This window comes from Burkholderia sp. B21-005, from assembly GCF_020843965.1.
Lineage (GTDB): Bacteria > Pseudomonadota > Gammaproteobacteria > Burkholderiales > Burkholderiaceae > Burkholderia > Burkholderia ambifaria.
In genome coordinates, this window is the sequence record NZ_CP086303.1 from 898,669 (window position 1) to 925,473 (window position 26,805).

General features: G+C 68.5%; 25 protein-coding genes. 9 read left to right on the forward strand and 16 right to left on the reverse strand.

Annotated features, from left to right (window positions below; genetic code table 11):
* Window positions 1-50: 50 nt before the first annotated feature.
* A complete protein-coding gene (wrbA, locus tag LMA02_RS34525; protein ID WP_228910345.1) occupies window positions 51-653 on the forward strand; it encodes an NAD(P)H:quinone oxidoreductase in 603 nt (200 codons plus the stop codon).
* Between the two features lie 120 nt (window positions 654-773).
* On the opposite strand, the gene LMA02_RS34530 is transcribed toward wrbA, so the two are convergent.
* The 3 genes from LMA02_RS34530 to LMA02_RS34540 form a co-directional block, all read right to left on the reverse strand.
* Entirely contained in the window at window positions 774-1,103 is a 330-nt protein-coding gene (locus LMA02_RS34530; RefSeq protein WP_228910346.1) for a hypothetical protein, read from the reverse strand.
* A gap of 244 nt (window positions 1,104-1,347) precedes the next feature.
* The gene (locus LMA02_RS34535; protein WP_012372191.1) at window positions 1,348-2,082 is read right to left on the reverse strand and encodes an LrgB family protein; all 735 of its coding nucleotides are present in this window, start codon (window positions 2,080-2,082) and stop codon (window positions 1,348-1,350) included.
* Window positions 2,079-2,450: a CidA/LrgA family protein gene (locus LMA02_RS34540; RefSeq protein ID WP_228910347.1), complete on the reverse strand. Its 372-nt coding sequence runs from the start codon at window positions 2,448-2,450 to the stop codon at window positions 2,079-2,081. Before LMA02_RS34540 ends, LMA02_RS34535 begins: the two co-directional genes overlap by 4 nt.
* Before the next feature lie 400 nt (window positions 2,451-2,850).
* Here LMA02_RS34540 and LMA02_RS34545 point away from each other — a divergent pair, with 400 nt between their 5' ends.
* The 4 genes from LMA02_RS34545 to LMA02_RS34560 all read left to right on the forward strand — a co-directional run bounded on the left by LMA02_RS34545 (window position 2,851) and on the right by LMA02_RS34560 (window position 6,115).
* Window positions 2,851-3,132 (forward strand): hypothetical protein, encoded by a 282-nt coding sequence (locus tag LMA02_RS34545; protein ID WP_228910348.1) that lies wholly within the window; start codon window positions 2,851-2,853, stop codon window positions 3,130-3,132.
* A gap of 75 nt (window positions 3,133-3,207) precedes the next feature.
* On the forward strand, window positions 3,208-3,879 hold the full coding sequence (locus LMA02_RS34550) for a cupin domain-containing protein (protein WP_228910349.1): 672 nt from the start codon (window positions 3,208-3,210) through the stop codon (window positions 3,877-3,879).
* 2 nt (window positions 3,880-3,881) lie between these two features.
* On the forward strand, window positions 3,882-5,075 hold the full coding sequence (locus LMA02_RS34555) for a flavin monoamine oxidase family protein (protein ID WP_228910350.1): 1,194 nt from the start codon (window positions 3,882-3,884) through the stop codon (window positions 5,073-5,075).
* Window positions 5,072-6,115 (forward strand): alcohol dehydrogenase, encoded by a 1,044-nt coding sequence (locus LMA02_RS34560; protein ID WP_228910351.1) that lies wholly within the window; start codon window positions 5,072-5,074, stop codon window positions 6,113-6,115. The genes LMA02_RS34555 and LMA02_RS34560 overlap by 4 nt, the downstream gene beginning before the upstream one ends.
* Window positions 6,116-6,142: 27 nt before the next feature.
* Here LMA02_RS34560 and LMA02_RS34565 read toward each other — a convergent pair whose 3' ends face one another.
* From LMA02_RS34565 to LMA02_RS34575, 3 genes are all read right to left on the reverse strand, one after another.
* Window positions 6,143-7,051 carry a LysR family transcriptional regulator gene (locus LMA02_RS34565; protein ID WP_228910352.1) on the reverse strand — a complete coding sequence of 303 codons (909 nt, stop codon included), beginning with the start codon at window positions 7,049-7,051 and terminating at the stop codon, window positions 6,143-6,145.
* 31 nt (window positions 7,052-7,082) lie between these two features.
* Complete coding sequence (locus LMA02_RS34570) at window positions 7,083-8,348, reverse strand: MFS transporter (protein ID WP_228910353.1); 1,266 nt, start codon at window positions 8,346-8,348, stop codon at window positions 7,083-7,085.
* Window positions 8,349-8,543: 195 nt separating this feature from the next.
* Window positions 8,544-9,866, reverse strand: coding sequence for a tetratricopeptide repeat protein (locus LMA02_RS34575; RefSeq protein ID WP_228910354.1), 1,323 nt, complete (start codon window positions 9,864-9,866; stop codon window positions 8,544-8,546).
* 167 nt (window positions 9,867-10,033) lie between these two features.
* Between LMA02_RS34575 and LMA02_RS34580 the strand changes: the two genes are divergently transcribed.
* Entirely contained in the window at window positions 10,034-10,879 is an 846-nt protein-coding gene (locus tag LMA02_RS34580; RefSeq protein WP_228910355.1) for an AraC family transcriptional regulator, read from the forward strand.
* Window positions 10,880-10,901: 22 nt separating this feature from the next.
* Here LMA02_RS34580 and gcvA read toward each other — a convergent pair whose 3' ends face one another.
* Window positions 10,902-11,813 carry a transcriptional regulator GcvA gene (gcvA, locus tag LMA02_RS34585; RefSeq protein WP_228910356.1) on the reverse strand — a complete coding sequence of 304 codons (912 nt, stop codon included), beginning with the start codon at window positions 11,811-11,813 and terminating at the stop codon, window positions 10,902-10,904.
* A 266-nt stretch (window positions 11,814-12,079) separates the two neighbouring features.
* Between gcvA and LMA02_RS34590 the strand changes: the two genes are divergently transcribed.
* Together LMA02_RS34590 and LMA02_RS34595 are read left to right on the forward strand one after the other, a co-directional pair.
* Window positions 12,080-12,853, forward strand: a complete 774-nt coding sequence (locus tag LMA02_RS34590; protein ID WP_228910357.1) for an SDR family NAD(P)-dependent oxidoreductase — start codon at window positions 12,080-12,082, stop codon at window positions 12,851-12,853.
* Between the two features lie 68 nt (window positions 12,854-12,921).
* Complete coding sequence (locus LMA02_RS34595; protein WP_228910358.1) at window positions 12,922-13,266, forward strand: carboxymuconolactone decarboxylase family protein; 345 nt, start codon at window positions 12,922-12,924, stop codon at window positions 13,264-13,266.
* Between the two features lie 81 nt (window positions 13,267-13,347).
* Here the strand turns inward: LMA02_RS34595 and LMA02_RS34600 are convergent, their stop codons facing one another.
* Window positions 13,348-14,781, reverse strand: coding sequence for an amino acid permease (locus LMA02_RS34600; protein WP_228910359.1), 1,434 nt, complete (start codon window positions 14,779-14,781; stop codon window positions 13,348-13,350).
* 310 nt (window positions 14,782-15,091) lie between these two features.
* Window positions 15,092-16,330 carry a MalY/PatB family protein gene (locus LMA02_RS34605; RefSeq protein WP_228910956.1) on the reverse strand — a complete coding sequence of 413 codons (1,239 nt, stop codon included), beginning with the start codon at window positions 16,328-16,330 and terminating at the stop codon, window positions 15,092-15,094.
* A 310-nt stretch (window positions 16,331-16,640) separates the two neighbouring features.
* Here LMA02_RS34605 and LMA02_RS34610 point away from each other — a divergent pair, with 310 nt between their 5' ends.
* Window positions 16,641-18,494, forward strand: coding sequence for an ABC transporter ATP-binding protein (locus tag LMA02_RS34610; RefSeq protein WP_228910360.1), 1,854 nt, complete (start codon window positions 16,641-16,643; stop codon window positions 18,492-18,494).
* A gap of 42 nt (window positions 18,495-18,536) precedes the next feature.
* Here the strand turns inward: LMA02_RS34610 and LMA02_RS34615 are convergent, their stop codons facing one another.
* The 7 genes from LMA02_RS34615 to LMA02_RS34645 all read right to left on the reverse strand — a co-directional run bounded on the left by LMA02_RS34615 (window position 18,537) and on the right by LMA02_RS34645 (window position 26,803).
* The gene (locus LMA02_RS34615) at window positions 18,537-20,027 is read right to left on the reverse strand and encodes an aldehyde dehydrogenase (RefSeq protein ID WP_228910361.1); all 1,491 of its coding nucleotides are present in this window, start codon (window positions 20,025-20,027) and stop codon (window positions 18,537-18,539) included.
* Window positions 20,028-20,057: 30 nt separating this feature from the next.
* Window positions 20,058-21,473 (reverse strand): amidase family protein, encoded by a 1,416-nt coding sequence (locus tag LMA02_RS34620; RefSeq protein ID WP_228910362.1) that lies wholly within the window; start codon window positions 21,471-21,473, stop codon window positions 20,058-20,060.
* Window positions 21,474-21,519: 46 nt separating this feature from the next.
* Window positions 21,520-21,900 (reverse strand): cupin domain-containing protein, encoded by a 381-nt coding sequence (locus LMA02_RS34625; RefSeq protein ID WP_175696085.1) that lies wholly within the window; start codon window positions 21,898-21,900, stop codon window positions 21,520-21,522.
* Window positions 21,901-21,975: 75 nt separating this feature from the next.
* Window positions 21,976-23,268 carry an NAD(P)/FAD-dependent oxidoreductase gene (locus tag LMA02_RS34630; protein ID WP_228910363.1) on the reverse strand — a complete coding sequence of 431 codons (1,293 nt, stop codon included), beginning with the start codon at window positions 23,266-23,268 and terminating at the stop codon, window positions 21,976-21,978.
* 26 nt (window positions 23,269-23,294) lie between these two features.
* Window positions 23,295-24,869, reverse strand: a complete 1,575-nt coding sequence (locus LMA02_RS34635) for a DUF3138 family protein (RefSeq protein WP_228910364.1) — start codon at window positions 24,867-24,869, stop codon at window positions 23,295-23,297.
* A gap of 21 nt (window positions 24,870-24,890) precedes the next feature.
* Window positions 24,891-25,823, reverse strand: a complete 933-nt coding sequence (locus tag LMA02_RS34640; protein WP_228910365.1) for an ABC transporter permease subunit — start codon at window positions 25,821-25,823, stop codon at window positions 24,891-24,893.
* Window positions 25,820-26,803 carry an ABC transporter permease subunit gene (locus tag LMA02_RS34645; protein WP_228910958.1) on the reverse strand — a complete coding sequence of 328 codons (984 nt, stop codon included), beginning with the start codon at window positions 26,801-26,803 and terminating at the stop codon, window positions 25,820-25,822. Before LMA02_RS34645 ends, LMA02_RS34640 begins: the two co-directional genes overlap by 4 nt.
* Window positions 26,804-26,805: the final 2 nt, after the last annotated feature.

Genomic DNA, 26,805 nt, shown 5'->3' on the forward strand with positions numbered 1-26,805 from the left:
CGGGCCCCGCTGACCGCGGGGCCTTACCTTATCAATCGGAGATTCGCATCATGGCCAAGGTACTCGTTCTTTACTACTCGTCCTACGGGCACGTCGAAACGATGGCGCAGCACATCGCGGAAGGCGCGAAATCGGTGCCCGGCGTCGAGGTCACGCTCAAGCGCGTGCCGGAAACCATCCCCGCCGACCAGGCAAAGGCCATCGGCGTGAAGGTCGACCAGGCCGCGCCCGTCGCCACCGTGGACGAGCTCCCGAACTACGACGCGATCATCTTCGGCACGCCGACCCGCTTCGGCAACATGGCCGGCCAGATGCGCACGTTCCTCGACCAGACCGGCGGCCTGTGGATGAAGGGCGCGCTCGTCGGCAAGATCGGCAGCGTGTTCGCGTCGACCGGCACGCAGCACGGCGGCCAGGAAACGACCATCACGTCGTTCCACACGACGCTGCTGCACCAGGGGATGGTGATCGTGGGCGTGCCCTACGCCTGCAGCGGGCTCGTCAACATGAGCGAGATCACGGGCGGCACGCCGTACGGCGCGACCACGCTCGCGGGCGCGGACGGCAGCCGTCAGCCGAGCGCGAACGAGCTCGACATTGCGCGCTATCAGGGCAAGCACGTCGCGGAACTGGCCACGAAGCTCGCGTCGTAACACGGGTGCCGCCGGCCCCGGCAAGCCCGGGACCACGGCGCGTGCCGCCTGCGCGGGACGCATACGAACGAACGGCGCCGGTCGAACCGGCGCCGTTCGTCATTGCGCGAACGCCGGCCGTTACTGGCCCGATGCCGGCGCGGCAGGAGCGGGGGCGGGAGCCGGCGCCGGCGCCGCCTTCGTCGCGGGCGCCTTTTCCACCGCGTTCTGCGGGTAGTTGCTCTGGTCGTTGGTCAACCGGTAGCCGCTGCCCGTGCCGATCGCGTTCAGGTCCTTCGCGTGGCGCGCGCGGGCTGCCTTGCGGGCAGCCTTCTTCTGCGCCTTGTCGAGCTGCTTCTGCGTCGGCGCGGACGCCGGATCCTGCGCGTATGCCGCCGGCGCCGCGGTCAACAGCAGACCGAACGACGCCGTTACTGCCACTGCCACCGAAACCACGCGAAACTTCGTCATCGCCGGTTCTCCTTGTCGATTGTTGGATGTGGGTCAAACGCCGACACGCACGCGACGGGTGTCGGCGTGCGACGAGGGCGCCGATGCAACGTTAGCCGATCGCCGCACGAATGTCCGTGCCGGTTCCTGAATTCTCCTGATAACGGCAGCAATACGTGCGCGGCAGGCGCCCGGCCGGCCGGCGCGGCGCACGCGGCCATCAGGGAAACCGATAGCCTCGCGCGCGGCCGGCGCGCGCCGCCGCTCAGATCCAGCGCGACAGCACCGGCAGCAGGATCGGCACGACGAACGCGGTCAGCACGCCGTTCAGCCCCATCCCGAGGCCGGCGAACGCGCCGGCCTCCTCGCTGACCTGGAACGCGCGCGCGGTGCCGATCCCGTGCGACGCGACGCCGAGCGCGAAGCCGCGCACGGCCGGCTCCTCGATACGCAGCGCGTTCAGGATCCCGCGTGCGCACACGGCGCCGAAAATCCCGGTCGAGATCACCAGCACCGCGGTCAGCGACGGAATCCCGCCGATCGCCTGCGCGACGGCCATCGCGATCGGCGTGGTCGCGGATTTCGGCGCGAGCGACGCGATCGTCTGGTGCGACGCGCCGAACAGCGCGGCGATGCCGACCGCCGACACGATCGCGGTCAGCGAGCCCGCCAGCAGCCCGACGAGCAGCGGCACCGCGGCGCGCCGCAGCTTCGACCACTGGCGGTACAGCGGCAGCGCCAGCGCGACGGTCGCCGGGCCGAGCAGGAAGTGGACGAACTGCGCGCCCTCGAAATACGTCGGATACGGCGTGTGCGTGATCGTCAGCAGCACGACGATCAGCGCGACCGCGATCAGCACGGGGTTCGCGAGCGGGTTGAAGCGTGCGCGGGCATAGACGGCCTGTGCAATCAGGTAGGCGATCAGCGTGATCGTCAGGCCGAGCAGCGGGGTCGCGGCGAGGTAGACCCAGATCGCGCCGAGTTTCGGGAAGGCTGTCATGGCGTGCCCTCCGCCGCGCCGGGCCCGCGCCGCTGGCGGCGCAGCAACGCGCGCGTGACGAGCGCCGTCACGGCGATCGCGAGCGACGTGCTCACCGCCAGCGCGACGACCACCGCGAGCGCATCGCCGCGCACGCGGTCGGCCGATACCATGATGCCGACGCCGGCCGGCACGAACAGCAGCGACAGATGGCGCAGCAGCTCCAGCGCGGTCGGCTCGATCGCGTCGGCCACCCGCGGGCGCAGCATCACGAAGCCGAACAGCAGCAGCATGCCGATCACGGGGCCCGGCACCGGCAGGCCGAACAGATAGGACACCCCTTCCCCGAGACACTGGAAGGTCAGCAAGACCGCGAACGCCTGCAGCATGAACCGCTTCTCCCGAACGTGGCCGCGCTACCGTGCAGGCGCGCGGACGATGAGCCGGCGGCGAGCGACGACGCCGGCATGGACGATACGCGCGATCGTACCAACATTGAATGCCGGGTGGCCGGCGGGACGTCATCGAGCCGGTGCGCAAGGCGGTCACGATTGCTTGATCCCCTCGCCATGCGCCGAGCCGCGCGCCACCGACACCGCCCGCGCCGACGCGCCGCGACAAACATTTTCTTTACCCCACGGACACTTTATCTCGCTTGTCGGGCCGCAGCGCCGTGCCAAAAATGGCACTCACGTTGCGGCGTCGCCGCACGTGACGAACCGGCGCCGGACCCGCGCCCCTTGCCATTCCGGCAAGCGCGGGCCCGGCGCGCCGAACAAGGAGATTCAGATGTTCTATCTGCAGATCACGCTCAGGATCGCGGCGGCCAACCGCGCGGCGGCCGCACGCGTCTACCAGGAATACAAGGCGCCGTTCCTCAACACGATCGCGGGCGCGCGGTCGAAGGAACTGCTGGTGCGCGACGAGGACGTGCAGGTCCTGCACGGGTTCGACAGCGAGGCCAACGCGCTCGGCTACCTGTCGAGCGACCTGTTCGAAACGGACGTGGTCGGCGCGCTCAAGCCGCTGCTCGACGCCGCGCCGGACGTGCGCGTCTATCAGGTCGCGTAACGCGACGCCCTCCCACGCGCCGCCGTGACCGGTTCCGCTCGGCCGGAGCCGGCCATCGCGGCGCACGACCCAAGCATGATAGTCAACGCAGATTTTTCACGCCGCGTCACCGTTCGCGCCGACGAATACCGGTGGATCGCCTCCCCGCAGACGGGTGTCGAACGCATGATGCTGGACCGCACGGGCGGAGAACAGGCGCGCGCGACGAGCGTCGTGCGCTATGCACGCGGCGCGTCCTTCCCGCGTCACGCACATCCGGGCGGCGAGGAGATCCTGGTCCTGTCCGGCGTCCTTTCGGAAGGCGACCGGCACTACCCGGCCGGCTGGTACCTGCGCAATCCGCCCGGCTCGTTCCATCAGCCGTCGAGCGCCGGCGGCGCAGTCATTTTCGTCAAGCTGCGGCAGATGACGTCGGACGAAACCCGGCCGACTCGCGTGGACACCCGCGCGCCGTCGTCGTGGCATCGCACGGGCCTTCGACTGGTCTGCCCGCTGTTCGAAAGCGGCGCGGAAACGGTCGCGCTGCATCGCCTCGCGCCCGGCGAACCGCTGTTGCGCAATGCCGCCGCGCACGGCGTCGAGCTGTTCGTGCTGGCCGGCGTGCTCGCGACGCCTCGGCGCACGCAGGTGCGCGGCGCATGGATGCGCTTCCCGGCCGGCACGACGCCGGAGATCGTCGCCGGCGAGTCCGGCGCGACCGTCTACCTGAGGACGGGCCACCTGACCCATCTCGAAACGGGAGCCTGACCATGCCGACACCACGCATCGCCATCGTCGGCGGCGGACTGAGCGGACTCTACGCCGCCTACCTGCTCGAGCAGCGCGGCATCCGGGATTACGTGCTGTTCGAGGCACGGGAGACGCCGGGCGGACGCATTGCGTCCGTCGGATCGCCTGCGCCATCGAGCGGCGGCACGGCGGGCCGGAGCGATTCGGTCGACCGGTTCGACCTCGGCGCGACCTGGTTCTGGCCCGAGGTTCAGCCGCAGCTCGACGCACTCGTGCGCGAACTCGGCCTTCGGACGGTCGAGCAACCGGCCACGGGCGACATGAACGTCGAGCGATCGCGCGACGATGCGCCCGTCCGGATGCGCGGCTATGCGAACTACCCCGCGTCGATGCGGCTGGTCGGCGGCATGTCCGCGCTGGTCGACGCGCTGGCCGGCCAACTCGATCCGGCCCGCGTCCTCACCGGCGAAACGGTACGGCGGCTGCGTTGCACGGAGGCCGGCATTGACGTCGACAGCGAAGATGCCACCGGCCGGGCGATGACGACACCCGTCACGCATGTGCTGCTGGCCGTGCCACCGCGCATCGCCGAGCAATGCATCGGGTTCGCGCCGGCGCTGCCCGCGCCGCTCGCGCGGCAGTGGCGCGACACCGCAACGTGGATGGCGCCGCACGCGAAGTATGTCGCGCGCTATCGCACGCCGTTCTGGCGCGAGCACGGCCTGTCCGGCGAAGCCCGCAGCGCATGCGGCCCGCTGGGCGAGATCCACGATGCGTCGATGGAAGGCGGCGCCGCCGCGCTGTTCGGCTTCTTCGGCATCCCGGCAAGCGTGCGCGCCCGTGTGCCGGACGACGTGCTGCGCGCGCATTGCCGCACGCAGCTGGCGCGCCTGTTCGGTTCGCCGGCCGCGCTCCCGGAAGCCGACTTCATCAAGGACTGGTCGCGCGACGCCCATACCGCGACGCCCGACGATCGCGACGGCGACGCGGGGCATCCAACGCCGCCAGCGCCCGGCGCACCGTCCGGTCCGTGGCACGGGCGCCTGACCGGCATCGCCAGCGAATGGTCGCGCGCGTTTCCCGGCTACGTCGCCGGCGCCGTCGATGCCGCCGCGCACGGCATCCGGTTGCTCGAATCGTTCGGCATGCAGCCCATCGATATGGATAACGAATCTTCCCTTCCTGCTCCACTCCACCTGGACGACAAATCATGAATCAGACAAGCTATCGCGCGATGCAGATCACCCGGCCGGGCGTGCTCGAACGGGTCGAGCGGGCCGTCCCGACCCCGGGCCCCGGACACGTGCTGATTGCCGTCGACGCCTGCGGCATCTGCGGTGCCGATGCACGCGACATCGAGCACGTCGACCCGGCTGCCCGCGGGTCGCGCATACCGGGCCACGAAGTGGTCGGACGCATCGCCGCGCTCGGCCCGGACGTGCCGCCGCTGTGGACGATCGGTCAACGCGTCGGCGTGGGCCGGCTCGGCGGCCACTGCAACGCGTGCGCCCCATGCCGGCAAGGCAACTTCCAGCTGTGCGAGAACCAGCCGGTGGTCGGCTCGACCTGCGACGGCGGCTACGCGGAAATGATGCTCGCGCGCAGCACCGGCCTCGTGTCGATTCCCGACGAACTGGATGCGGAGGAAGCGGCGCCGATCCTCTGCGCCGGCATCGCCACGTTCAACGCACTCCGGAAAAGCGGCGCCGAGCCCGGCGACGTCGTCGCGATCCTCGGCATCGGCGGACTCGGGCACATGGCCGTGCAATACGCGTGCCGCATGGGCTTCAAGGTCGTCGCGATCGGTCGCGGCAGCGACATCGCCGCGGATGCGATGGCGCTCGGCGCGCACGTCTACATCGACAGCCGCGCGGAGGACGCCGCGGCGCGGCTGCGGCACCTCGGCGGCGCGCGCGCGATCGTGTCGACCGTCGCCGATGGCGACACCGTCTCCGGCCTGTTCGCCGGACTCGCGCCCCAGGGCCGCCTCGTGCTGCTGGGCGCGGGCAAGGATCCGCTATCGGTGTCGACGGGGCATCTGGTCGGCGGCGAACGCAGCATCGCGGGCTCGCTCACCGGAACGCCGTACGAAAGCGAGAAGGTGCTCGGGTTCAGCGTGTTGTCCGGCGCGCGCCCGCGGATCGAAGTGATGCCGCTCGAGCAGGCGAACGCCGCCTACCAGCGGATGCGATCGGGCGACGTCAAATTCCGCATGGTCCTGTCGATGGCGCGTACGGAACGTCCGGCCGGCTGAGCGGCTGAGCGGCTCGCTCGGGCCGCGTCATCCGGCGTCCTGACCGGCCCCGAGGCCCGCATCGCGGGCCAGTGCGAGAAATCCCGCGATGTAGGCGATCTCCTCGTCGCCCCGCCGGACCCCGAGATTGATCTGCTTGCGGATGCCCTCGGGGCCTAGCCGCACCGTGCGCACCGGGAACGGCGCGCCCTCCTCGACCACCAGCCAGTCCGGCAGCACGGCTACACCGCGCCGCGCGGCGACGAGTTGCAGCATCAGGTCGGTCTGCTCGGCGGTCCGGTGAAACTTCGGCCGGCAGTGCCCGGGCACGAGAAAGCGCGTGTAGATGTCGAGCCGCTCCTTGCCGACCGGCACCGTGATCAACTCTTCGTCAAGCAGGTCGCGCGGCAGCGCGAACTCGCGCGCCGCCAGCGGATGCGCGTCGTGCACGACGAGCACCAGTTCGTAGTCGATGATCGGCACGAACGCGAGTTCCGGCAGGTCGACCGGATCGGGCGTGATCAGCAGGTCGATCTCGAAGCCGAGCAGCGCGGCGACGCCGTCGAAGCGGAATGCCGTACGGACGTCGTAGTCGACATCCGGCCATGCGGCGAGGTACCGCGATGTCAGGCGCGTCAGCCATTTCTGGCAGGGATGGCATTCCATCCCGACGCGCAGCGCGCCGCGGCGCCCTTCCGCGAAATCGACGAGCGTGCGTTCGGCATGCTCGATCTGCGGCAGCACGCGTTCGGCGAGCGACAGCAGGTACTCGCCGGCCTGGGTGAACCGCAGGCCGCGCCCGTTCTTCGTCCAGAGCTTGACGCCATGCCGCTCCTCGAACTTGCGGACCATGTGCGACAGCGCCGATTGCGTCACGTTCAGCCGCTCCGCCGCGGCCGTCACACTGCCCAGCCGCTCGACTTCCATCAGGATCGACAGGTACTGAAGGTCTAGCATGCGCGGTCTCCGTTCGTTGCACGCGGCGGCTTCATGCCGCGCTCCGGGTGCGCCGCGCGGCGCTCGACATCAACGCGAACGACGCCAGCCCGAACAGCGGCCCGGGCACCAGCAGCCACGTCGCATCGAGCCCGACGTGCTCGAGCAGCGTCGTCGTCGCGGCGATCGACACGACCGTGACCGCGAACCCGATGGAGTTCTGGATCGCGAGCGCGCTGCCGACCAGCGCCGGCGGGCACGCATTCGCGGCGAGCGCCGAGAATTGCGGCGAATCCGCGACGACCGACGCGCCCCAGACGATCAGCAGGATCGCCATGGCCGCGGGCGGAAGAAAACGCCACGTCGCTGCGAACGTGAGCGCGCAGAGACCGGACACGGTCAGCGCGCCGATGGCCACTTTCGCGCTGCCGATACGCGTGGACAGGCTGCCGCCGATCAGCGAGCCGAGCGCGCCGACACCGATCACGCCGAACGCGACGCCGGAAACGCCGGCGTGCGCGACATGCGACGCGATCGACGTGCGCGCGACGAGCAGCGGCACGATGGTCCAGAACGTGTAGAGCTCCCACATGTGGCCGAAGTAACCGAACGTCGCCGCGCGAAAGGCGCGGATCCGGAATGCCTGCGCGACCGAGGGCGGCGGATCCGTTGCGGCGCGCCCGTCGGCGCACGGCGTGCGACGCCGCGTATGCGCATGCGGCCCGTCGCCGAGCGTGGCGATCACGCCGGCGCCGATCAGCGCGAGGATGGACGACGCGGTGATCACCCATTGCCACGGCAGGCCGGTGCCGACGACGCGCATCGCGTGCGGCAGCGCGGTGCCGAGCGTGAGCATCGCGACCAGTTGCGCGAGTGCCGGCCCGGCCCGATCGGGCACCCAGCCGACGATCAGCTTCATGCCCATCGGATAGATGCCCGCCAGGCATACGCCGACGCCGAACCGGAACACGGCGCCCGAAACCAGGCCACCGGACAGCCACGCGAAGCCGACGTTGAGCGCTGCGCCGACGATCGCGCTGCACACGAAGATCCGGCTCGCCGGAAAGCGGTCGGCCGCCCCGCTCAACGCGATCGTCAGCGTGCCGAGAATGAAGCCGAGCTGCACCGCGTTGGTCAGCCAGCCGATGTCGGCCGCGCTCGCATGCCACACGCGCATCAGATCCGCGGCCGCGCTGTTCGCGCTGAACCAGAGCGCCGTGCCGAACAGCTGCGCGATCGAAATCGCCGCGACCGGCCCGATTCCGCCGACGAGCCCTCTGCGCGGCGCGGCACGCTTCACCGTATCACCAGAATTCATTGCACTTCCTTGACCGCGCATCGGGCCAGGTACGGCGGCAGGGGTTCGCCATCCCGCCGTACCTTTCGGCATGAATGCATCACCGGAAAATTGATAAGTAAAACTATTTAATTCGACCAAACTGGCGCACTGCTTTCGCCGTGCGGTGTCAGCCGGCGCGCGAAGTCGATCCGGAATCCGACGTAGGCGGCCGCGTCAGGCGCCGCCGAGCTGGCCGAGCCAGCGCGTGTCGCGCGGCGACGGGCGGCACCGCAGCCGCTCGGCAAGAAGCGCGCGAGCCTTCTCCACGTTGCCGCTTCGCATCCATGCGACCAGCAGCGTGTCCTGCACGATCTCGCGCTGCGCGCCGCTGCCGCCGATCCGCGCGACGTCATGCGCGACGGGCTCGAGCAGTTCCGCGCAGCGCGCGGGCTGGTCCTCGGCGAACGCGAGCGCGGCCCGGCAGATCGCGGGGACGACCGGGCCGGCCGGGAGCGTCGCGGCATCGACGAGCGTCGTCAATGCGTCCACGCGCCGCTCGAGCGCCGCCTTGTCGCCGACGGCGGCGGCAATGAGCGCCATGTGCACGTCCGCGAACGCAAAGCCGGCCTGCGGGAAATAGCCCGATGCATATCGCGCCGCGTCGCCCCACATCCCGTCAGGCACGGTGTGGCCGTATGCCTGCATGCGCCACAGGAACGACGCCGTATCGCTGACCACGTTGATCGGCACGCCCAGCGACACCGACGGCGCGACGTGGGCGCGGTAGATCGCCAGCGCACCGTCCGTATCGCCGCGCTCCAGTGCGATCAGCGCGGCATGCCACGCGATGTGGCCGTGCAGCACGCCGCTGCGGTCGTATTCTGGCAGCCAGCCGGCAATCATCGCCTGCGCATCGTCGTTCGCGCCGGATTCGTACAGCACGTGCGCCACCGCATGCGCGGCGTTCACGTTGTGGCGCCGCAGTTCGAGCGCGCGTTCGGTCAGCGCGCGCCCGAGCCGCACGTCGCCGTTCTCGCCATGTGCCCAGCCGCGATAGGTGAGAAACCACCAGTCGTCCGCGTCGAAGTGGCGCGCATGGCGTTCGCACAGATCCACCCGCGCCTGGTCATGGTCGGCCATGCCGGAGAACGCGAACAGGCCGAACGCGCCGAGCGGCAGCGACAGGATCAGGATGTCGCGCGGCCACGTGTCCGCATGCGCGAGCGCGGCGGCGAGCGCTTTCGCCGACTGGCCGTTGATCGCGAGCGACAGTATCGCGACATGGCTGCGCTCGCGCTCGGTGCCGTTGCGCTCGACGAGTTCGAGCGCCGTGGCGATCTTCGCCCGTGCGTCCGTGACTTCCGCGCGAATCGCATGCAGGCGGGCTCGGGCGGCATGCGCGAGCGCGAAGTCGGGATCGGCCGCGATCGCCGCATCCAGCGTTTCGGCGGCGCCCGGCCACAGCGACAGCAGCAGATCGATGCCCGCACGATAGCGCTCGGCCGCGAGGTCGGAAGTCGTCGAGAGAGGCAGGCTGTAGCGGTCGTGACGGGCCATGAAGCAGATTACTCCGGTGGAATTCGAGGGCGCCGGGCGGCGGCGGTGCGGGGTTGCCGATCCCGTGCGACGGAACGGCAACCAGGCTCATTAGACCAATTTTCCCGATGTCGGTATTTCGATTGATTGCCAACGTATATAGAATATCTGCCAATCGGAGGACGACCATGACGTGGGAGACAATCGAGCCGCCGGCAGGCGTGTCGCCCCCTGCGCCGCTCAAGGTGCGGGCGCAGGCCATCCCGCCGCGGCACGGCTTTGCCGAGCATGCGCATCGCTGGCACCAGGTGGTCTATGCGATTTCCGGCGCGCTCACGGTCATCGTCGACGGCAAGTCGTTCGTCATTTCGCCGGAGCAGGCGGTGTGGCTGCCCAGCGGCCTGCGCCATCGCGTCGGCTCGCTGCTCGGCGCCGAATTCCGCAGCCTGTGGATCGCGGAGGCGATCGGACAGGCGCTGCCGACCGAGCACCCGACCGTGTTCGCGGTTTCCCCGCTGTTGAAGGCGCTCGTCATCGAGGCAACCGCGATCGACGGCCAGCCTGATCGCGATGGCTATGCGGGCCGCATCACCCACCTGATCCTCGACCAGTTGCGCCGCGCGCGGACGCTGCCGGCGGCGTTGCCCTGGCCGCAGGGCGGCGCGCTCGCCACGCTGTGCGAGGCGCTCTACACCGACCCCGCCGACCCGCGCGGGCCGGAGGAATGGGGGCGGATGCTCGGCATGTCGGCACGCACGCTCGCGCGCCGCTTCGTGGCCGAGACGGGCATGAGCCTGCGCAGCTGGCGCCGGCGCATGCGGCTGTTCCGCGCGATCGAGCTGCTGGGCGGCGGCCTCGGCGTCACGCGCACCGCGATGGAACTCGGCTATGGCTCGACGTCCGCGTTCGTCTACGCGTTCCGCATCGAGCTCGGCAGCAGCCCGCAGGCCTACATGCGAGGACGCGCGGACGAAGCGGGCATGCACGGGCCGCTACTCTCGACGGAACCCGCCGGCGTGCCGGACACCTACTGACGCGCACGCCTCACGCGCACCGCTACGTCGCGGCCTGCGCCAGCAACCAGTCGCGAAACGCCGCGAGCTTCGCCATGCCCGCGCACTCGGGGCGGTAGACGACGTAGTACGCGAGCGGCGACGCGAAATCGATGTCCGGAAACAGTCGCACGAGGCGCCCCGCCGCGAGGTCGTCGCGCGCCATCACGCTGCGTGCGAGCGCGACGCCGTGCCCGTCGATCGCCGCCTGCAGCACGGCCGCCGAGTTGTTGATCTGCATGCCGCGCGACACGTCGACATCCTTGACGCCCGCCCGCTGCAGCCACGTATCCCACGCGGGAAAACCGGTCTGGGTGTCCATCGACAGATCGTGGATCAGCGTTTCCCGCGCGAGGTCGGCCGGCCGCCGCAAGCGGCGCCGTTCTCCGGCCAGCTTCGGCGAGCACACCGGATAGACCTCCTCGTCCATCAGCTTGTCGGCCGCGAGCCCCGCCCAGTGCCCGGTGCCGTAGCGCACGCCGATGTCGATCCGCTGCGCGACGAAATCCACCGGTTTCAGATTGGTGTCGAGCCGCACGTCGGTGTCGGGCCAGCCGGCCTGGAAGCTCTCGATGCGCGGCAACAGCCATTTCGCGGCAAAGGCCGGACTGACGGCCACCGTCAGCACGCCGCTCGCCGATCCCTCCTTGAGCACCTCCAGCCCCAGCGCGAGCGTGTCGAAGCCAGTTCGGATGTGCGGCAGCGCGCGCTCGGCGGCTTCGGTCGGCACGAGCCGGATCCGGCCGCTCGTGCCGCGATGGAACAGCGGCGTGCCGAGCCACTCCTCCAGCGTCCGCACCAACTGGCCGACCGCCGCCGGCGTGACGTGCAGTTCGGCGGCCGCCGCGGAAAAGCTCTGGTGGCGGGCACTCGCCTCGAATGCGCGCAGCGCGTTGAGATGGACCGGTGATTTCATCGATGTAAAGATTTTCTTTCGTTGCCGAACACTTTATCTCGTTTGTCGAGAGAACTGAATAGGCGAAAAATCCGCATCAGATCGAAGGCTGACGCGATTCCCGCACCACGGCTCACAGGTCCCGCTTGATATCGGGACAGATGGTTTTTCTATCAGCTGACTTCCTCCGATCGCCAAGCATGGCGTGGGCGCGAACGACATCGTCGCGCGCTGCCGTTCTTCAACCGCCGCCTGTCGATCGACGGGCGGACACGGAGTTTTTCAACATGAGCAACGCATTCAACGGCAGGAAGCTGCTGGTCGTCGGCGGCACCAGCGGCATGGGGCTGCAGACGGCACGGACGATTCTCGCCGCGGGCGGCAGCGCGGTGATCGTCGGCAATCGCCCGGCGAAGACCGAGGAAGCGCGCAAGGAACTGGCGTCGCTCGGCGACGTACACGCGCTGACCGCGGACCTCTCGGACGACGCCGGCCTGGCCGCCCTGCTCGCACGCATCGACGCGGAGCATGCGGACGTCGACCTGCTGGTCAACGCGGCCGGCGTGTTCTTCCCGAAGCCGTTCCTTGAACACCAGGAATCCGACTACGACCAGTACATGAAGCTGAACAAGGCGACCTTCTTCATCACGCAAAAGGTCGCGGCCAACCTGGTGGCGAAGGGCCGCCCCGGCGCGATCGTCAATATCGGTTCGATGTGGGCGAAACAGGCGATCGCCGCGACACCGTCGTCCGCGTATTCGATGGCCAAGGCCGGCCTTCATTCGCTGACGCAGCACCTCGCGATGGAATTGGCGCCGAAGGGCATTCGCGTCAACGCGGTTTCGCCGGCGGTGGTGCAGACGCCGATCTACGAAGGCTTCATTCCGAAGGCCGACGTGCACGCGGCGCTGCAGGGCTTCAACGGCTTCCATCCGATCGGCCGCGTCGGCACGCCGGAGGACGTCGCCGAAGTCGTCGCGTTCCTGCTGTCGGACAAGGCGGGCTGGGTCACGGGCGCGATCTGGGACGTGGACGGCGGCGTGATGGCCGGCCGCAACTGACCCGCGCAGCCGATCACGCCGGCGGCCAGCCGCCGCCGGGAATTCCCTACTGAACAGGTGCAACAATCATGATGCAAGACTGGAACCTCTACCGCGAAGCGCTGCTGCAGCGCGTCGGTGACTATGCAAAACAGAGCGGAGACGTGATGCGCGGCCTCGCGACGATCGAGAACGCGGCAATCAAGACCGGCCAGCTCGAGCCGAAGATTCATGAACTGATCGCGCTGGCGGTGGCCGTCACCACCCGCTGCGACGGCTGCATCTCCGTGCACACGAAGAAGGCCGTCGAGCATGGCGCGACGCTCGCCGAAATCTCCGAAGCGCTGGGCGTCGCCATCTCGCTGAACGCAGGCGCCGCGCTGACTTACTCGGCACGCGTGCTCGAAGCGCACGCGCAACTGCCGACCCCCTGAGTCGACCGCGGTCGCGATGAAGCTGGCAGCCCCGATGGTTCGGGGCTGCCCGCGCGCGGCGCACCGGCAGACCGACGTCCGTCAGGCCGGCACGTCCGTCGGATCGCGCGCCGCATCGCGCAACCCGTCGCGTGCGCTCTCGTGCCGCGTGTGGATCCTGTACGCGACGAACACCACGCCGACCCACACCGCCGAGACGATCAGCGACATCCGCATGTCCGGCAGGATCGCGATGCAGATCATGACCGCCGCGACGAACAGCAGCGCCAGGTAGTTGCTGTACGGATAGAACGGCATCCGGTACGCGATCTTGTCCGCGTCGCCATTGCGCATCCGGATCTTGCGGAACTTCAGGTGGCTGATCACGATGGAGCCCCACGCACACACCAGCGCGAACACCGTCACCGACGAGAACAGCTCGAATGCCTGCTCCGGCATGATGTAGTTCAGCAGCACGCCCGCGAACATCGTTGCGAACACCATCAGGATCGCGCGATGCGGCACCTTGCGGTGGTTGACCACGCCGAGGAATGCCGGCGCATTCTTCTGCAGCGACAGGTTGTAGAACGTGCGGCTGTTCGTGAACACGCTCGCGTTCACGGCCGACAGCACGGCCATGATCACGACGAGATTCATGATGCTCGCCGCCGCCGGAATGCCGATCTTCGTGAACACGTCGACGAACGGGCTGCCCCTGGTCGTCAGCGACGTCCACGGAAACACCATCAGCAGCACCGCGATCGCGCCGACATAGAAAATCAGCAGGCGCCAGAACGTCGAGTTGACGGCCTTCGGCATCGTCGTCTTCACATCCTTCGCTTCGCCGGCCGCCAGCCCGAGATTCTCGACACCGCCGAACGAGAACGCGACCATCACGATCGCCAGGAACGTGCCGCCCAATCCCTTCGCGAAGAAGCCGCCGTGCGCGACGAGGTTGTGATAACCGATCGGCACGCCGTTGTTGCCGATGCCGAACAGGATCATGCCGGCGCCGAACAGGATCATCGCGACGATCGCCACCACCTTCACCAGCGCGAACCAGAACTCAGCCTCGCCGTATATCTTGACGCCGATGATGTTGACGCAGAACATCAACGAGACCGCCGCACCCGCCGTCACCCAGATCGGAATCGCCGGGAACCAGAAATGCACGTAGTTCCCCAGCGCGTTCAGGTCCGCGGCACTCGTCGCGAGCAGGAAGATGAAGGCGTTCCACCCGTTCAGGAAACCGGCGAACCGGTGAATGTAGCGGTTCGAATACGACACGTACGAGCCCGACACGGGCTCCTCGACGGCCATCTCGCCAAGCGCCCGCATCACGAAGTAGATCGCGATCGCCGCGAGCGCATAGACCAGCAGGATGGCCGGCCCGGCCGTGCGGATCGCCCACGACGAACCGTAGAACAGCCCCGTGCCGATCGCGCCGCCAATCGCGATCATCTGGATGTGCCGGTTCGATAGATCACGTTTCAGGTCTTCCCGTTCGTATGCCGGGGTCTGGTCATCTTGCTTCATGTCGCCTCCATGGGGGTTGTCGTGTATTCGTATGGGTATGTCCGGCCGATGGTCTTCATGACCACGCCGTCCGCGCGAGGATGTCGCGGTGCGGATGCCGGGTAATTCCGCATCCCGCTGCTTTAAAATTCGCAGTACTGATATAAATGTCCGGTTCCATCGCGATCAGCCCGCTTCATCGTCACGTTTGCTGCGCGGGCCAGTCGGCCGTTATCGCGGCGCGATGCCCGTCGGCATCGCACCGGATAACCCGTGTCCCGTCAGCCGCTGTTGCGGACGTTCCCGTCGGCGCCGCCGCGTGCGACGCGGTTCAAAGCGCGGCCAGCGCGTTGGCGAGGCGATCGATCGCGTCGTCGATCACGGCGCGCGGGCACCCGAGGTTCGCACGCATGTAGCCGTGCCCGTCGAGGCCGAACTTCTGTCCCTTGTCCAGCCAGATCCGGGCCTTGATCAGCATGAACCGGTTGAGCACGTCGGCATCCATGCCGAGCCCGCGACAGTCCATCCAGGACAGGTAGAGCGAGTCCGCGGGAAGGACTTCGATCCTCGACGTCATCCCGTGGATCGCATTGCGGAAATGGGCGTGGTTGTCGCGAAGGTACGGCAACAGCGCGTCGAGCCAGGGCTCGCCGTGCGTATAGGCGGCCTCCGCCGCGACCATGCCGAGCGTGTTCACCGACTGATACATGTTCCGGTCGAACTGCCGCCGCAACGCGTCGCGCACGCGGCGGTCCGGCACGAACAGGTTCGCGCTCTGCAGGCCCGGCAGGTTGAACGTCTTGCTCGGTGCCGTGCACGTGATGCTGTTGCGTGCGAACGCGTCGCCGAGCGATGCGAACGGCACATGCCGCTTCGACGGATTGAGGATCAGGTCCTGGTGAATCTCGTCCGAGATCACCAGCACGCCGCGCCGCGCGCAGATTTCGCCCATCGCGCGCAGTTCGCCTTCGCTCCACACGTTGCCGGTTGGGTTGTGCGGATTGCTCAGGATGAACAGCCGCGTGTCGTCGCGGATCGCGGCCTCGAACGTCTTCTCGTTGAAACGGTAAGCCGTTCCGGCACGCTCGAGCGGCGCGAGCGCCAGCCGACGCCCGTTCAGCAGCACGTCGTCGTGAAAATGCGCATAGACCGGCGGCTGGATCAGAACGGTCTCGCCCGGCGCGGAAAACGCCTGGATGGCCGTCTTCAGCGCCGTGATGACGCCGCTCGACTGCAGCACCCATTCCGGGTCCACGTGCCATCCGAACCGCTTTGCCTGCCAGTCGACGACGGCGCGTACGTAGCTGTCGGTCGCGCCGCACGAATAACCGAAAATGCCGTATTCGACCGCGTCGTGCAGCGCATCGATGACGGGCTGCGGCGCGCGAAAATCCATGTCCGCGACCCACATCGGCAACGGATCGGCCGCGTGTTCGTCGGCGGCGAGGAGCCGCTCGCCGAACGCCCATTTCAGGGAATTGGCGTGCCTGCGCTCGACGACTTCGTCGAAGATCGACGCCGCGTTGCCGGTCGCGGCACCACGACCGGGCCATTCCAGATGTGCCTGCATGCTCGATTTCACTCGCGATAGGACGGCCCGCCGACGGCGTGGCTTCGTATGGCGACTAGAGTAGCAGCGCGAATTTCCGGGCAACAATGGTATCTTTTCATGATGCAGTGAGCGCTGCTCATGGATGGCCGCACGCCTCCCCGGGCCCTGCTTTTCAGATCGCCGGCACCGCCCGGAAACGGGAAGCCTCGTTGTACGCGGCCACCGTCGCCATCGCCTCCACGAGCCGTACCGGCAAATTCGCACCGCTCATCGAATCCGCATGACCGGCCGGGTCATCCAACCCGCGCCGCATCGAGGAGAAGTTTGAATGTTTTCGTGGTTTGAACGGCGTTTGCCGACATTCCCGCTCGAGGATCCCGCCACGCCGCCGAAGGGGTTCTTCTCGTTCGTCTGGGCATGCACGAAAGGCGCGCGCGGCTGGATCCTGCTGATCGCGCTGACCTCCGCCGCACTCGCCGCGTACGAAGCCGCGCTGTTCGCAATGATGGGGCGCGTGGTCGACTGGCTTTCAGCCGCGACGCCGGCCGACTTCGGCAGCCGCCATGTCGGCACGCTCGCCGGCTTCGCGGCGATCCTCGCGTGCAGCGCGCCGCTGATCGCGCTGCATACGATGGTCAAGCACCAGGTGCTCGCGATCAACTTCCCGATGCGGCTGCGCTGGCTGTTTCATCGGCTGATGCTCGACCAGAGCCTGTCGTTCTATGCGAACGAATTCGCGGGCCGCGTGACGACCAAGATCATGCAGACCGCGCTCGCGGTGCGCGACGCGCTGTTCATGTCGGTCGACGTCGTGATCGGCGTCGCCGCGTACCTGATCGGCATTCTCGCGCTCGCGGCCAGCTTCGACTGGCGGCTGATGATTCCGCTCGTGCTGTGGGCGCTCGGCTATGGCGCCGCCTGTGCGTTCTTCGTGCCGCGCCTCGGGCGCGTCGGCAGCCAGCAGGCGGATGCGCGCGCGCTCATGACCGGCCGCATCACCGACGCCTATTCCAACATCACGACCGTGAAGCTGTTCTCGCACACGCGCCGGGAAGCCGATCACGCGCGGCGCGCGATGGAGGCGTTCAAGGCGACCGGCGATGCGCAGATGCGGCTCGTCAGCGCGTTCGAGGTCGTCAACCACGTGCTGTCGACGCTGCTGCTGGTCGGCTCGAGCGGCCTCGCGCTCTACCTGTGGATGCGCGGCGAGGCGAGCGCGGGCGTGGTCGCGGCCGTGATCGCGATGGCGCTGCGCCTGTCGAGCTATTCGCACTGGATCATGTGGGAGATGACCGAGCTGTTCGAGAACGTCGGCACGATCCAGGACGGCATCAATACGCTGACGAAACGGCGCAGCGTGGTCGATGCGCCGGACGCGAAGGCGCTCGCCGTGCAACGCGGCGGCATCGTGTTCGACAACGTGCGCTTCGCGCACGACGACAACGACACGCCGGTGTTCGACGGGCTGAACCTGACGATCCGCCCGGGCGAGCGGATCGGCCTGATCGGCCGCTCGGGGGCCGGCAAATCGACGCTCGTGAACCTGCTGATGCGCTTTTACGACGTGGACGGCGGCACGATCCGGATCGACGGGCAGGACATCGCGCACGTGACGCAGGACAGCCTGCGCGCCGCGATCGGGATGGTCACGCAGGATACGTCGCTGCTACACCGGACGATGCGCGAGAACATCCTGTACGGCCGCCCCGACGCGACCGAACGCGAGATGCACGACGCAGCGGTGCGCGCGGAGGCGTCCGACTTCATCGACCGGCTGCGCGACCGGCACGGGCGCAGCGGCTACGACGTCGAGGTCGGCGAGCGCGGCGTGAAGCTGTCGGGCGGCCAGCGGCAGCGCGTCGCGATCGCGCGCGTGATGCTCAAGGACGCGCCGATCCTCGTGCTGGATGAAGCGACCAGCGCGCTCGACTCCGAAGTCGAAGTGGCGATCCAGCGCAGCCTCGACAGCCTGATGAGCGGCAAGACGGTGATCGCGATCGCGCACCGGTTGTCGACGATCGCGGCGATGGACCGGCTGATCGTGCTCGACGAAGGGCGCATCGTCGAGGAAGGCACGCACGCCGAACTGCTGCAGGCAGGCGGCATCTATGCGGCGCTGTGGACGCACCAGAGCGGCGGGTTCCTCGGTGAGACGGCGGATGCGGAAGGGGCGGCGCAGTAATGCGCAAGGGGCAGGCGACCGCCCGCCTGCCCCCCGCCCGCATCACAACCGCACGATCGTCGATTTGAGCTCGGTGTATTTTTCGAGCGCGTGCAGCGACTTGTCGCGACCGTTGCCCGACTGCTTGTAGCCGCCGAACGGGAAGTTCATGTCGTCGCCGCCGTCGCCGTAGCAGTTGACCCATACGGTGCCGGCACGCAGGCGCCGCGCGACCGTGTGTGCCGTCGCGAGGTCGGCCGACCACACGGCCGCCGCGAGCCCGTACTCGGTATCGTTGGCGATGCGTACGGCCGTATCGACGTCGTCGAACGCGATCACCGACAGCACCGGCCCGAAGATCTCCTCGCGCGCGATCGTCGCCTGCGCGTCGACCTCGAACACGGTCGGCTCGACATAGAACCCGCCCGTGTCCTCGCGCACACGCGCACCGCCCGTCACGAGGCGCCCTTCCTCCCGTCCGATGCCGATGTAGCGCATCACGCGCTCGAGCTGCGCACGATCGACGATCGCGCCCATCGCCACCGCGGGATCGAGCGGATGCCCCGGTGCGAAGCGCCGCGACGCGGCGACCAGCCTGTCGACGAACGCATCCTTGATGTCGCGATGCACGAGCAGGCGCGAACCCGCCGTGCACACTTCCCCCATGTTGAAGAAGATCGCATCGGCCGCCGCCTGCGCGGCGCGATCGAGGTCCGGGCAATCGGGCAGCACGAGGTTCGGCGACTTGCCGCCCAGCTCGAGCCACACGCGCTTCAGGTTCGATTGCGCGGCGCACGCCATGATCTGCTGCCCGGTGCGCGCCGAGCCGGTGAACGCGATGCAGTCGACGTCGCGATGCAGCGCCAGCAGCCGTCCCGGCTCGGCGCCGCCGGGCACGACGCTGAACACGCCGGGCGGCACACCGGCGTCGCAGGCGAGTTGCGCGACGCGGATCGCGGTCAGCGGCGACTTCTCGGACGGCTTGAGCACGACGCTGTTGCCGGCCGCGAGCGCCGGCGCGAATTTCCACGCGGCCATCAACAGCGGAAAATTCCACGGCACGACCGCCGCGACGACGCCGATCGGCTCGCGCGTGACGAGTCCGACGAGATGACGGTCGGCCGGCACGACCTCGCCGCCGACCTTGTCGATCGCCTCGGCGTACCAGTCGACGCAATGCGCGGCGGCCGGCACGTCGATGGCCGTGGTGTCGGCAATCGGCTTGCCGGTGTCGAGCGTTTCGAGCAGCGCAAGTTCGTCGCGATGCTCGCGCATCAGCGCCGCCCAGCGCTGCAGCACGGCCTTGCGGGCACGCGGATTCATGCCGGCCCACGCCTGCGCGTCGAACGCGCGGCGCGCGGCCGCCACGGCCGCATCGACGTCGTCGGCGCCGCAGTCGGCCACGTGCGCGAGCACGCGGCCGTCGATCGGACTCACGCACGCGAAGGTCGCTCCGCTGTGCGCGTGGCGCAGGTCGCCGTCGATGAACGCGCGCGCCTCGATCCGCAGCACGGCCGCGCGGGCCTGCCAGTCTTCAAATGTGGATGGATTCATGGGTGTTCCTTTCCGGTCAATGGTCGGTCATCACGATCCGGTCACCGGATCGATCGGCGTGAACGTGCCGGCGCGCGCCTCGATTGCCTCGCCGGCGGCGAGGCACAGCGCCTCCTGGAAGCGCCCGGCGACGAGTTGCACGCCCGTCGGCACGCCGTCGCGCACGCCGGTCGGCACCGACAGCCCCGGCAGCCCGAGCAGCGCGGTCGCCAGCAGCGGCCCCTGCATGGCGACGATGTGGCGCATCGCGTCATCGCCGTGTTGATCGGCATCGATCGCGAACGGCTGCGCACACGACACCGGCATCAGCAGCAGCGGGTAACGCGTGAAGAACTGCTGCCAGTCGCGCAGCAGCGCGGTCCGCCGCGCCAGGCCGTTCATGTAGCCGGCGAGGTCGAGCGGCGACGCGAGGCTGCGCTGGCTCGCGAACGCGGTCCGGATCGCCGCGTCGCCGTGCTGCATGATCACGTCGCCGAGCCCGCCGCGCGCTTCGTTCGTCACGAGGTCGAGCCAGAGCGCGCACGCTTCGGCGACCCGCGGCGGTTGCGCTTCCTCGACGACGCAGCCCGCCTCTTCCAGCCAGCGCGCGGCCTGCCGGACCGCTTCGGCGACCACCGGGTCGGAGGGCACGCCCGGCAGCGCCGGACACACGGCAACCCGTACCGGGAACGTCGCGTCGCGACCGGCCGGCGCGACCGGCATCCACCACGCATCGCGCGCGTCGCCCACCGCCATCGCGTCGAGCGCGAGGCGCAGGTCGCCGATCGTGCGCGCCAGCGGCCCTTGCACGGACGCGAGCTGCACGGCGAGCGTACGGTCCTTCGATTGCGTCGGGTTGTAGGCCGGCACGCGGCCGGTGCTCGGCCGCAACCCCGCGACGCCGCATGCGTAGGCCGGGTAGCGGATCGAACCGCCGAGATCGTTGCCGTGCGCGATCGCGCCGATGCCGGCGGCGACCGCGGCGGCCGCGCCGCCGCTGGAGCCGCCCGGCGTCAGCGACGGATTCCACGGATTCGACGTGCGGCCGTGCAGGTCGTTGTCGGTGAACCACCGATACGAAAACGCCGGCGCATTGCTGCGCCCGATCACGATCGCACCGGCGTTGCGCAGGTTCGCGGTCACCGGGCTGTCTTCCTGCGCGAGCAGACCGGCAAATGCACGCACCCCGTTCGTCGTCGCGCGGCCGGCCGTGTCGACGTTGATCTTCACCGTCACCGGCACGCCGTGCAGCGGGCCGACCGGCGCGCCGCGCGCGATCGCGGCATCGGCTTCGGATGCCGCCTGCAACGCGCTGTCGGCCAGCACGTCGACGATCGCGTTGATGACGGGGTTCACCTGCTCGAGCCGCTGCAGGCAGCTGTGCACGAGTTCCGTCGACGACACGTCGCGCCGCGCGACGTACGCGGCCATCTCGGCCGCGCTCAGACGCCACAATTCCTGGGTCATGGGATGCTCCTCGTTGATGTTTCGATCGAATGGATTCAGCCTCGCGCTACGCACGCGACGGCTCGGCCTGCGGCGCATGCGACGCGTAGATCTTCCGGCACGTCTCGACGACCTCCCACGTGCCGCGAAAACCCGGCGGAATCACGAAGCGGTCGCCGGCGCGCAGCACGCGCTCGCCGCCGTGCGCATCGCGCACGATCGCGACGCCGCTCAGCATCTCGCAGTACTCCGACTCGTCGTAGTCGATCGTCCAGCGTCCGGGCGTGCATTCCCAGATCCCGCAACTGAACTGCCCGCACGGGCTGATGTAGTGATGCGACAGTGTCTGCATCGGATTGCCGTCGAGCAGCAGCCCGGCCGGCACGCGGCTTTGCGTGAGTCGGGCCGGCGCCTGCATCAGGTCGACGAGATGGGTGACGTGGGTCATGAATGCCTCCAGCGCATGAATGAATGGTTCAAAACGATTCGTTGCCGTGCGGTCGAGCAAGCCGCGCCGCACGGGTCAAAGCAGATCCCTCGTCCGGTGCCACGCCATCGCGAGCGCCAGCATCGGCGTGCGCAGCGCGCGGCCGCCCGGAAAGTCGCGATGGCGAATGCGGCCGAACAGGTCGAAACGCGCAGCCTGTGCGTCGATCGCTTCCGCGATCAGCCGCCCCGCGAGACCGGTCACGTTCACGCCGTGTCCGGAGAAACCTTGCGCGAAATACACGGTCGGCTCGAGCCGCCCGAAATGCGGCGCGCGATTCATCGTCGCGTCGATCAGGCCGCCCCACGCGTAGTCGATCCGCACGTCGGCGAGCTGCGGGAACGTCTTCAGCATGTCGTGCCGCATCGCCTTCGCGAGATCGCGCGGGGTGCGCGTCGAGCTGCTCGCCTTGCCGCCCCACAGCAACCGGCGATCGCGCGTCAGCCGGAAATAGTCGAGCGCCGAATTGCAGTCGCTGATCGCCGCGTCGGCCGGCATCGTTTCGGCCGCGCGTGCGTCGCCGAGCGGCTCCGTCGCGATCACGTAGGTCGCCACCGGGATGATCTTGCGTGCGAGCGCCGGCGCCAGCTGCCCGAGGTACGCATTGCCGGCCAGCACGACGTAGCGGGCGTCCACGTGGCCGCGCGCGCACCTGACGCGGTGGTACGGCGCGGCGCGCTCGAGCGCGAGCGCCGGCGTGTCCTCGTGGATCGTCACGGCGGCCGCGCGCGCCGCGCGTGCGAGGCCGAGCGTGTAGTTCAGCGGATGCAGGTGGCCGCTGCCTTCATGACGCAGGCCGCCGACGTAGCGGTCCGAAGCGACGAAGCGCCGCATGTCGGCACGTTCGACGATGTCGTAGCCGCGATAGCCGAAGCGGCTCGCCGCGGTGTCGCGCCATTTGCGCAGCGCGTCGATGTGGCGCCGCTTGTTCGCGGCCGTCAGATAGCCGATGGTCAGGTCGCAATCGATGCCGTGGCGCGCGACCCGCTGCCGGACGAGATCGACCGATTCGAGCCCCATCGCCCATATCTGCCGCACGTCGTCGTCCGGCAGATAGGCCGAGAACGTATCGATGTCGCACGAGTACCCGGCGATCAACTGGCCGCCGTTGCGACCGCTGGCGCCCCAGCCGATCCGCGACGCCTCGACGAGCACGACCGAATGGCCGCGCTCGGCGAGATCGAGCGCCGCGCTCAGGCCGGTGAGCCCGCCGCCGATCACGCACACGTCGGCCGACACGGCGCCGTCGAGCGACGGATGGCGGGTTCGGTCGTTGGCGGTATCTGCATAGTACGACTGAATATGTTGCTGATTTTCGAACTTGAGCATGAGTGACAATCGCTAACGGCGTCGCGTCAGAACGCGTAGATGAGTTGGGTCGCGAGCAGGTCGTTCGACTTCGCGTACGACCCGTCGTGACGCAGGAATACCTTGTTGCTCGCCCAGTCGTGCCGATACTCGACCTTGACCGTCACTTGCTGGGTCGGATAGAACAGCAGGTCGAATGCTGCCGCCTGCCGCGTCGCGCCCTTGCACTCGAAGCCGACGCCGCCGTTCGCCTTCGACATCGCGAGGCAGTCCGCGTCGATGCCGAAGCCGTTGTACGGATCCATCCCGTTGCCGTTCAGGCCGATCGACGATCCGCCGCCGCCGTTCCTGCGGTTGACGAGCAGGTCATAGCGCAGCGTCGCGCCCATGCGGCCGACCACCGGCACGTTGAACTTGCGATGCGCGAGCAGCGACAACCCGAACCACTGCGCAAGCCCGCCGTTGAACGCGCCGTGCTGCTGCTGGCCGTAGTCGAACTCCGCGTTGTACTGCGCATCGGCGAGCGTGTAGGTCGCATCGGCTTCCGCGAAGAAAAACGTGCCGTATGCGCCGGGCGCATTGCCGCCCACGCCGTAATGCACGTTGCCGGTGGCCGGGTCGATCGCGCTCGGCAGCGTCTGGCGGCCGATGTTGATCGACCCGCCGATATCGAGCGCGCTGCCGCGCATGTAGTCGACGCGCGCGGTGAAGGTGGGCACCTTGTTGCTCGTCGTGATCGGATCGCCGAGTGCGTTCACGCCGGTCTGCGTGACGGCGCCCGCGCTGCGGAACTGCTCGTTGCCGACGAAGAACTTCCACGCCCACTGCCCGCTCGGGCTCAGGTAGTTGATGCCCGCGCCGATCGACGAACCCGGATCCGAGAAGTCGTACAGCAGGTTGTGCGTGAGCGTGAGCATCTGGTTCGACTGCTGGTACTCGTAGCCGCCGAAGCCGAGCACCAGCCCGCCGATGAACGCGGTCGTGCCCGACAGCGGCACCGTGACAACGGCCGTGTTCACGATGTCGAGACCGCTCGCGCCGCTGCCCGTCATCATCGACAGGCCGGCGCCGCGGTTCGGCATCAGCGTGATTTCGGCGGACGGCGCGCTCGGCCCGACCCCGAACGTCTTCTTGATGTCGAGGAAGACGTCGCCGAACGTGCTGTTGTAGTAGGTGTACGCGCTCTCGTGGTTCGCGAACTGGAACGACGACGTGCCGGCGCCCCGGTTGTACACGTAGGTCGGATCGAGGTAGCCGGTCACCGACAACCCGGCGATCGGGCCGGTGCGCGCGGCGTCGGTGAGCGAGTCGACCTTCAGCTGCTGGTTCGCGACCTGTTGACGGATCTCGGTCACGTCGTCGTTGGTCAGCACCGCAGGCGCGTGCCCGTAGCCGGACGCCGACGGGTCGGCCACGGGCGTACTCGTCGCCGCAGCCGACGAAGCCAACGAAGGCGGCGCGGCCGCCGGTTTCGCGGCGAGTTGCGATTGCAGCGCGCTCATCTGCCGCTGCAGCACGGCGAGCTGCTGTTGCAGCACCCTGATCTGCTCGGCGCTCGAACTCGCGACGGCCAACCCCGGCAACGCACCGGCAATCAGCGCGCACAGCATCTTCTTTTTCATCCAACGTCTCCTTGTCGTTCTTCACTTCACGGGATGCGGTGCGGGATCGCGGCGCGCGTGCACGGCCGACGTGCGAGCGGGCGGCGACACCGCCGGTGCAGACGGTGCGTCCGGCGCGCAGGCCGCGTGCCACGCACGGGCGTCGCGGGCTTGCCGTCGCTCGCGGGCCAGCATCGAGCGGTTCACGACGACGACGCCGATCGTCACGACCGTGATGAACACCGTCGCGAGCGCGTTCATCTCCGGGTTCAATCCGAGCCGCACGCGCGAGAACACGACGAGCGGCAGCGTCGTCGAACCGGGGCCCGACAGGAAGGCGGAAAGAATGACGTCGTCGATCGACACGGTGAACGCGAGCAGCCAGCCGGACACCAGCGCCTGCGCAATCAGCGGCAGCGTGATCACGAAGAACACTTTCAGCGGCCGGGCACCGAGGTCGAGCGCGGCTTCCTCGATCGAGCGATCGAGCTCCTTCACGCGCGACTGCACGATCACCGCGACGAACGACAGGCACAGCATCACGTGGCCGATCCAGATCGTCAGCCAGCCGCGCCCGGCGGGCCAGCCGAAGGTCTGCTGCATCGCGACGAACAGCAGCAGCAGCGAGATGCCCTGGATCACTTCGGGAATCACCAGCGGCGCGTTGATCATTGCCGCATAGAGCGTGAAGCCGCGAAAGCGCCCTATGCGGGCCAGCACGAAGCCGGCCCAGGTGCCGATCGCGACCGACGCGGTCGCCGTCAGCACCGCGATCTTCAGCGACAGCCACGCGGCGGTGAGCAGCTCGTCGTCATGCAGCAGCGCGCCGTACCAGCGAAACGAGAAGCCGGACCACACCGTCACGAGCTTCGACGCGTTGAACGAATAGACGACGAGGCTCGCGATCGGCACGTACAGGAACAGGAAGCCCACGCCCAGCACGCAGGCGAACAACAGGCGATTCGCGCGGGTCATGAGCGCCCCTCCGCTTCGGCCTGGCTGTAATGGAGCAGCGCCATCGGCACGAGCAGCAGCGCCACCATCGTCACCGTCACCGCGGACGCCATCGGCCAGTCCATGTTGTTGAAGAACTCGTCCCACATGACGCGGCCGAGCATCAGCGTGTTCGCGCCGCCGAGCAGTTCCGGGATCACGTATTCGCCGACGGCCGGGATGAACACGAGCAGGCTGCCCGCGACGATCCCGTTCCGCGACAGCGGCAGCGTGATGCGCCAGAACGCGGACCACGGCGTCGCGCCGAGATCGTGCGCGGCCTCGAGCAGCGTCAGGTCCAGCTTCACGAGGTGCGCATAGAGCGGCATCACCATGAACGGCAGGTACGAATAGACCATCCCGACGTAGACGCCCGCGTCCGCGTGATAGAGGCGCAGCGGCGCAGCGATCACGCCGAGCGCCACCAGCGCGCGATTCAGCAGGCCGTCGTCCTTCATGATCCCGACCCACGCATAGACGCGAATCAGGAACGACGTCCAGAACGGCAGCATCACGGCCATCATCAGCAGGTTGCGGCGTGCCGGCGCCGCGCGGGCGATGCAGTACGCGATCGGATAGCCGGCGAGCAGGCACATCAGCGTCGACGCGGCGGCCATCTTCAGTGAACTGACGTAGGTTTTCAGATACAGGTCGTCCTGCAGCAGCAGCGCGTAATGCTTCAGCGACAACACGAGCTGGACCGTGCCGGCTTCCAGCCGTGCGAGCGCGGTATACGGCGGAATGCCGAGCATCTGGTCCGCGAAGCTGATCTTCAGCACCAGCACGAACGGGAGCGCGAAGAAGATCGTGAGCCACAGGAACGGCACGCCGATCGCGACGTTGCGGCCCGACGGCAGGAAGCGCGACAGCGCGGCGAAGCGGCCGCGGCGCCTCGACGCCGGTGTCGCGGCGGCTGCACCGGCGGAAACCGGCGCGGACGGAGTGGAAGCGGAGGTTCTCATCA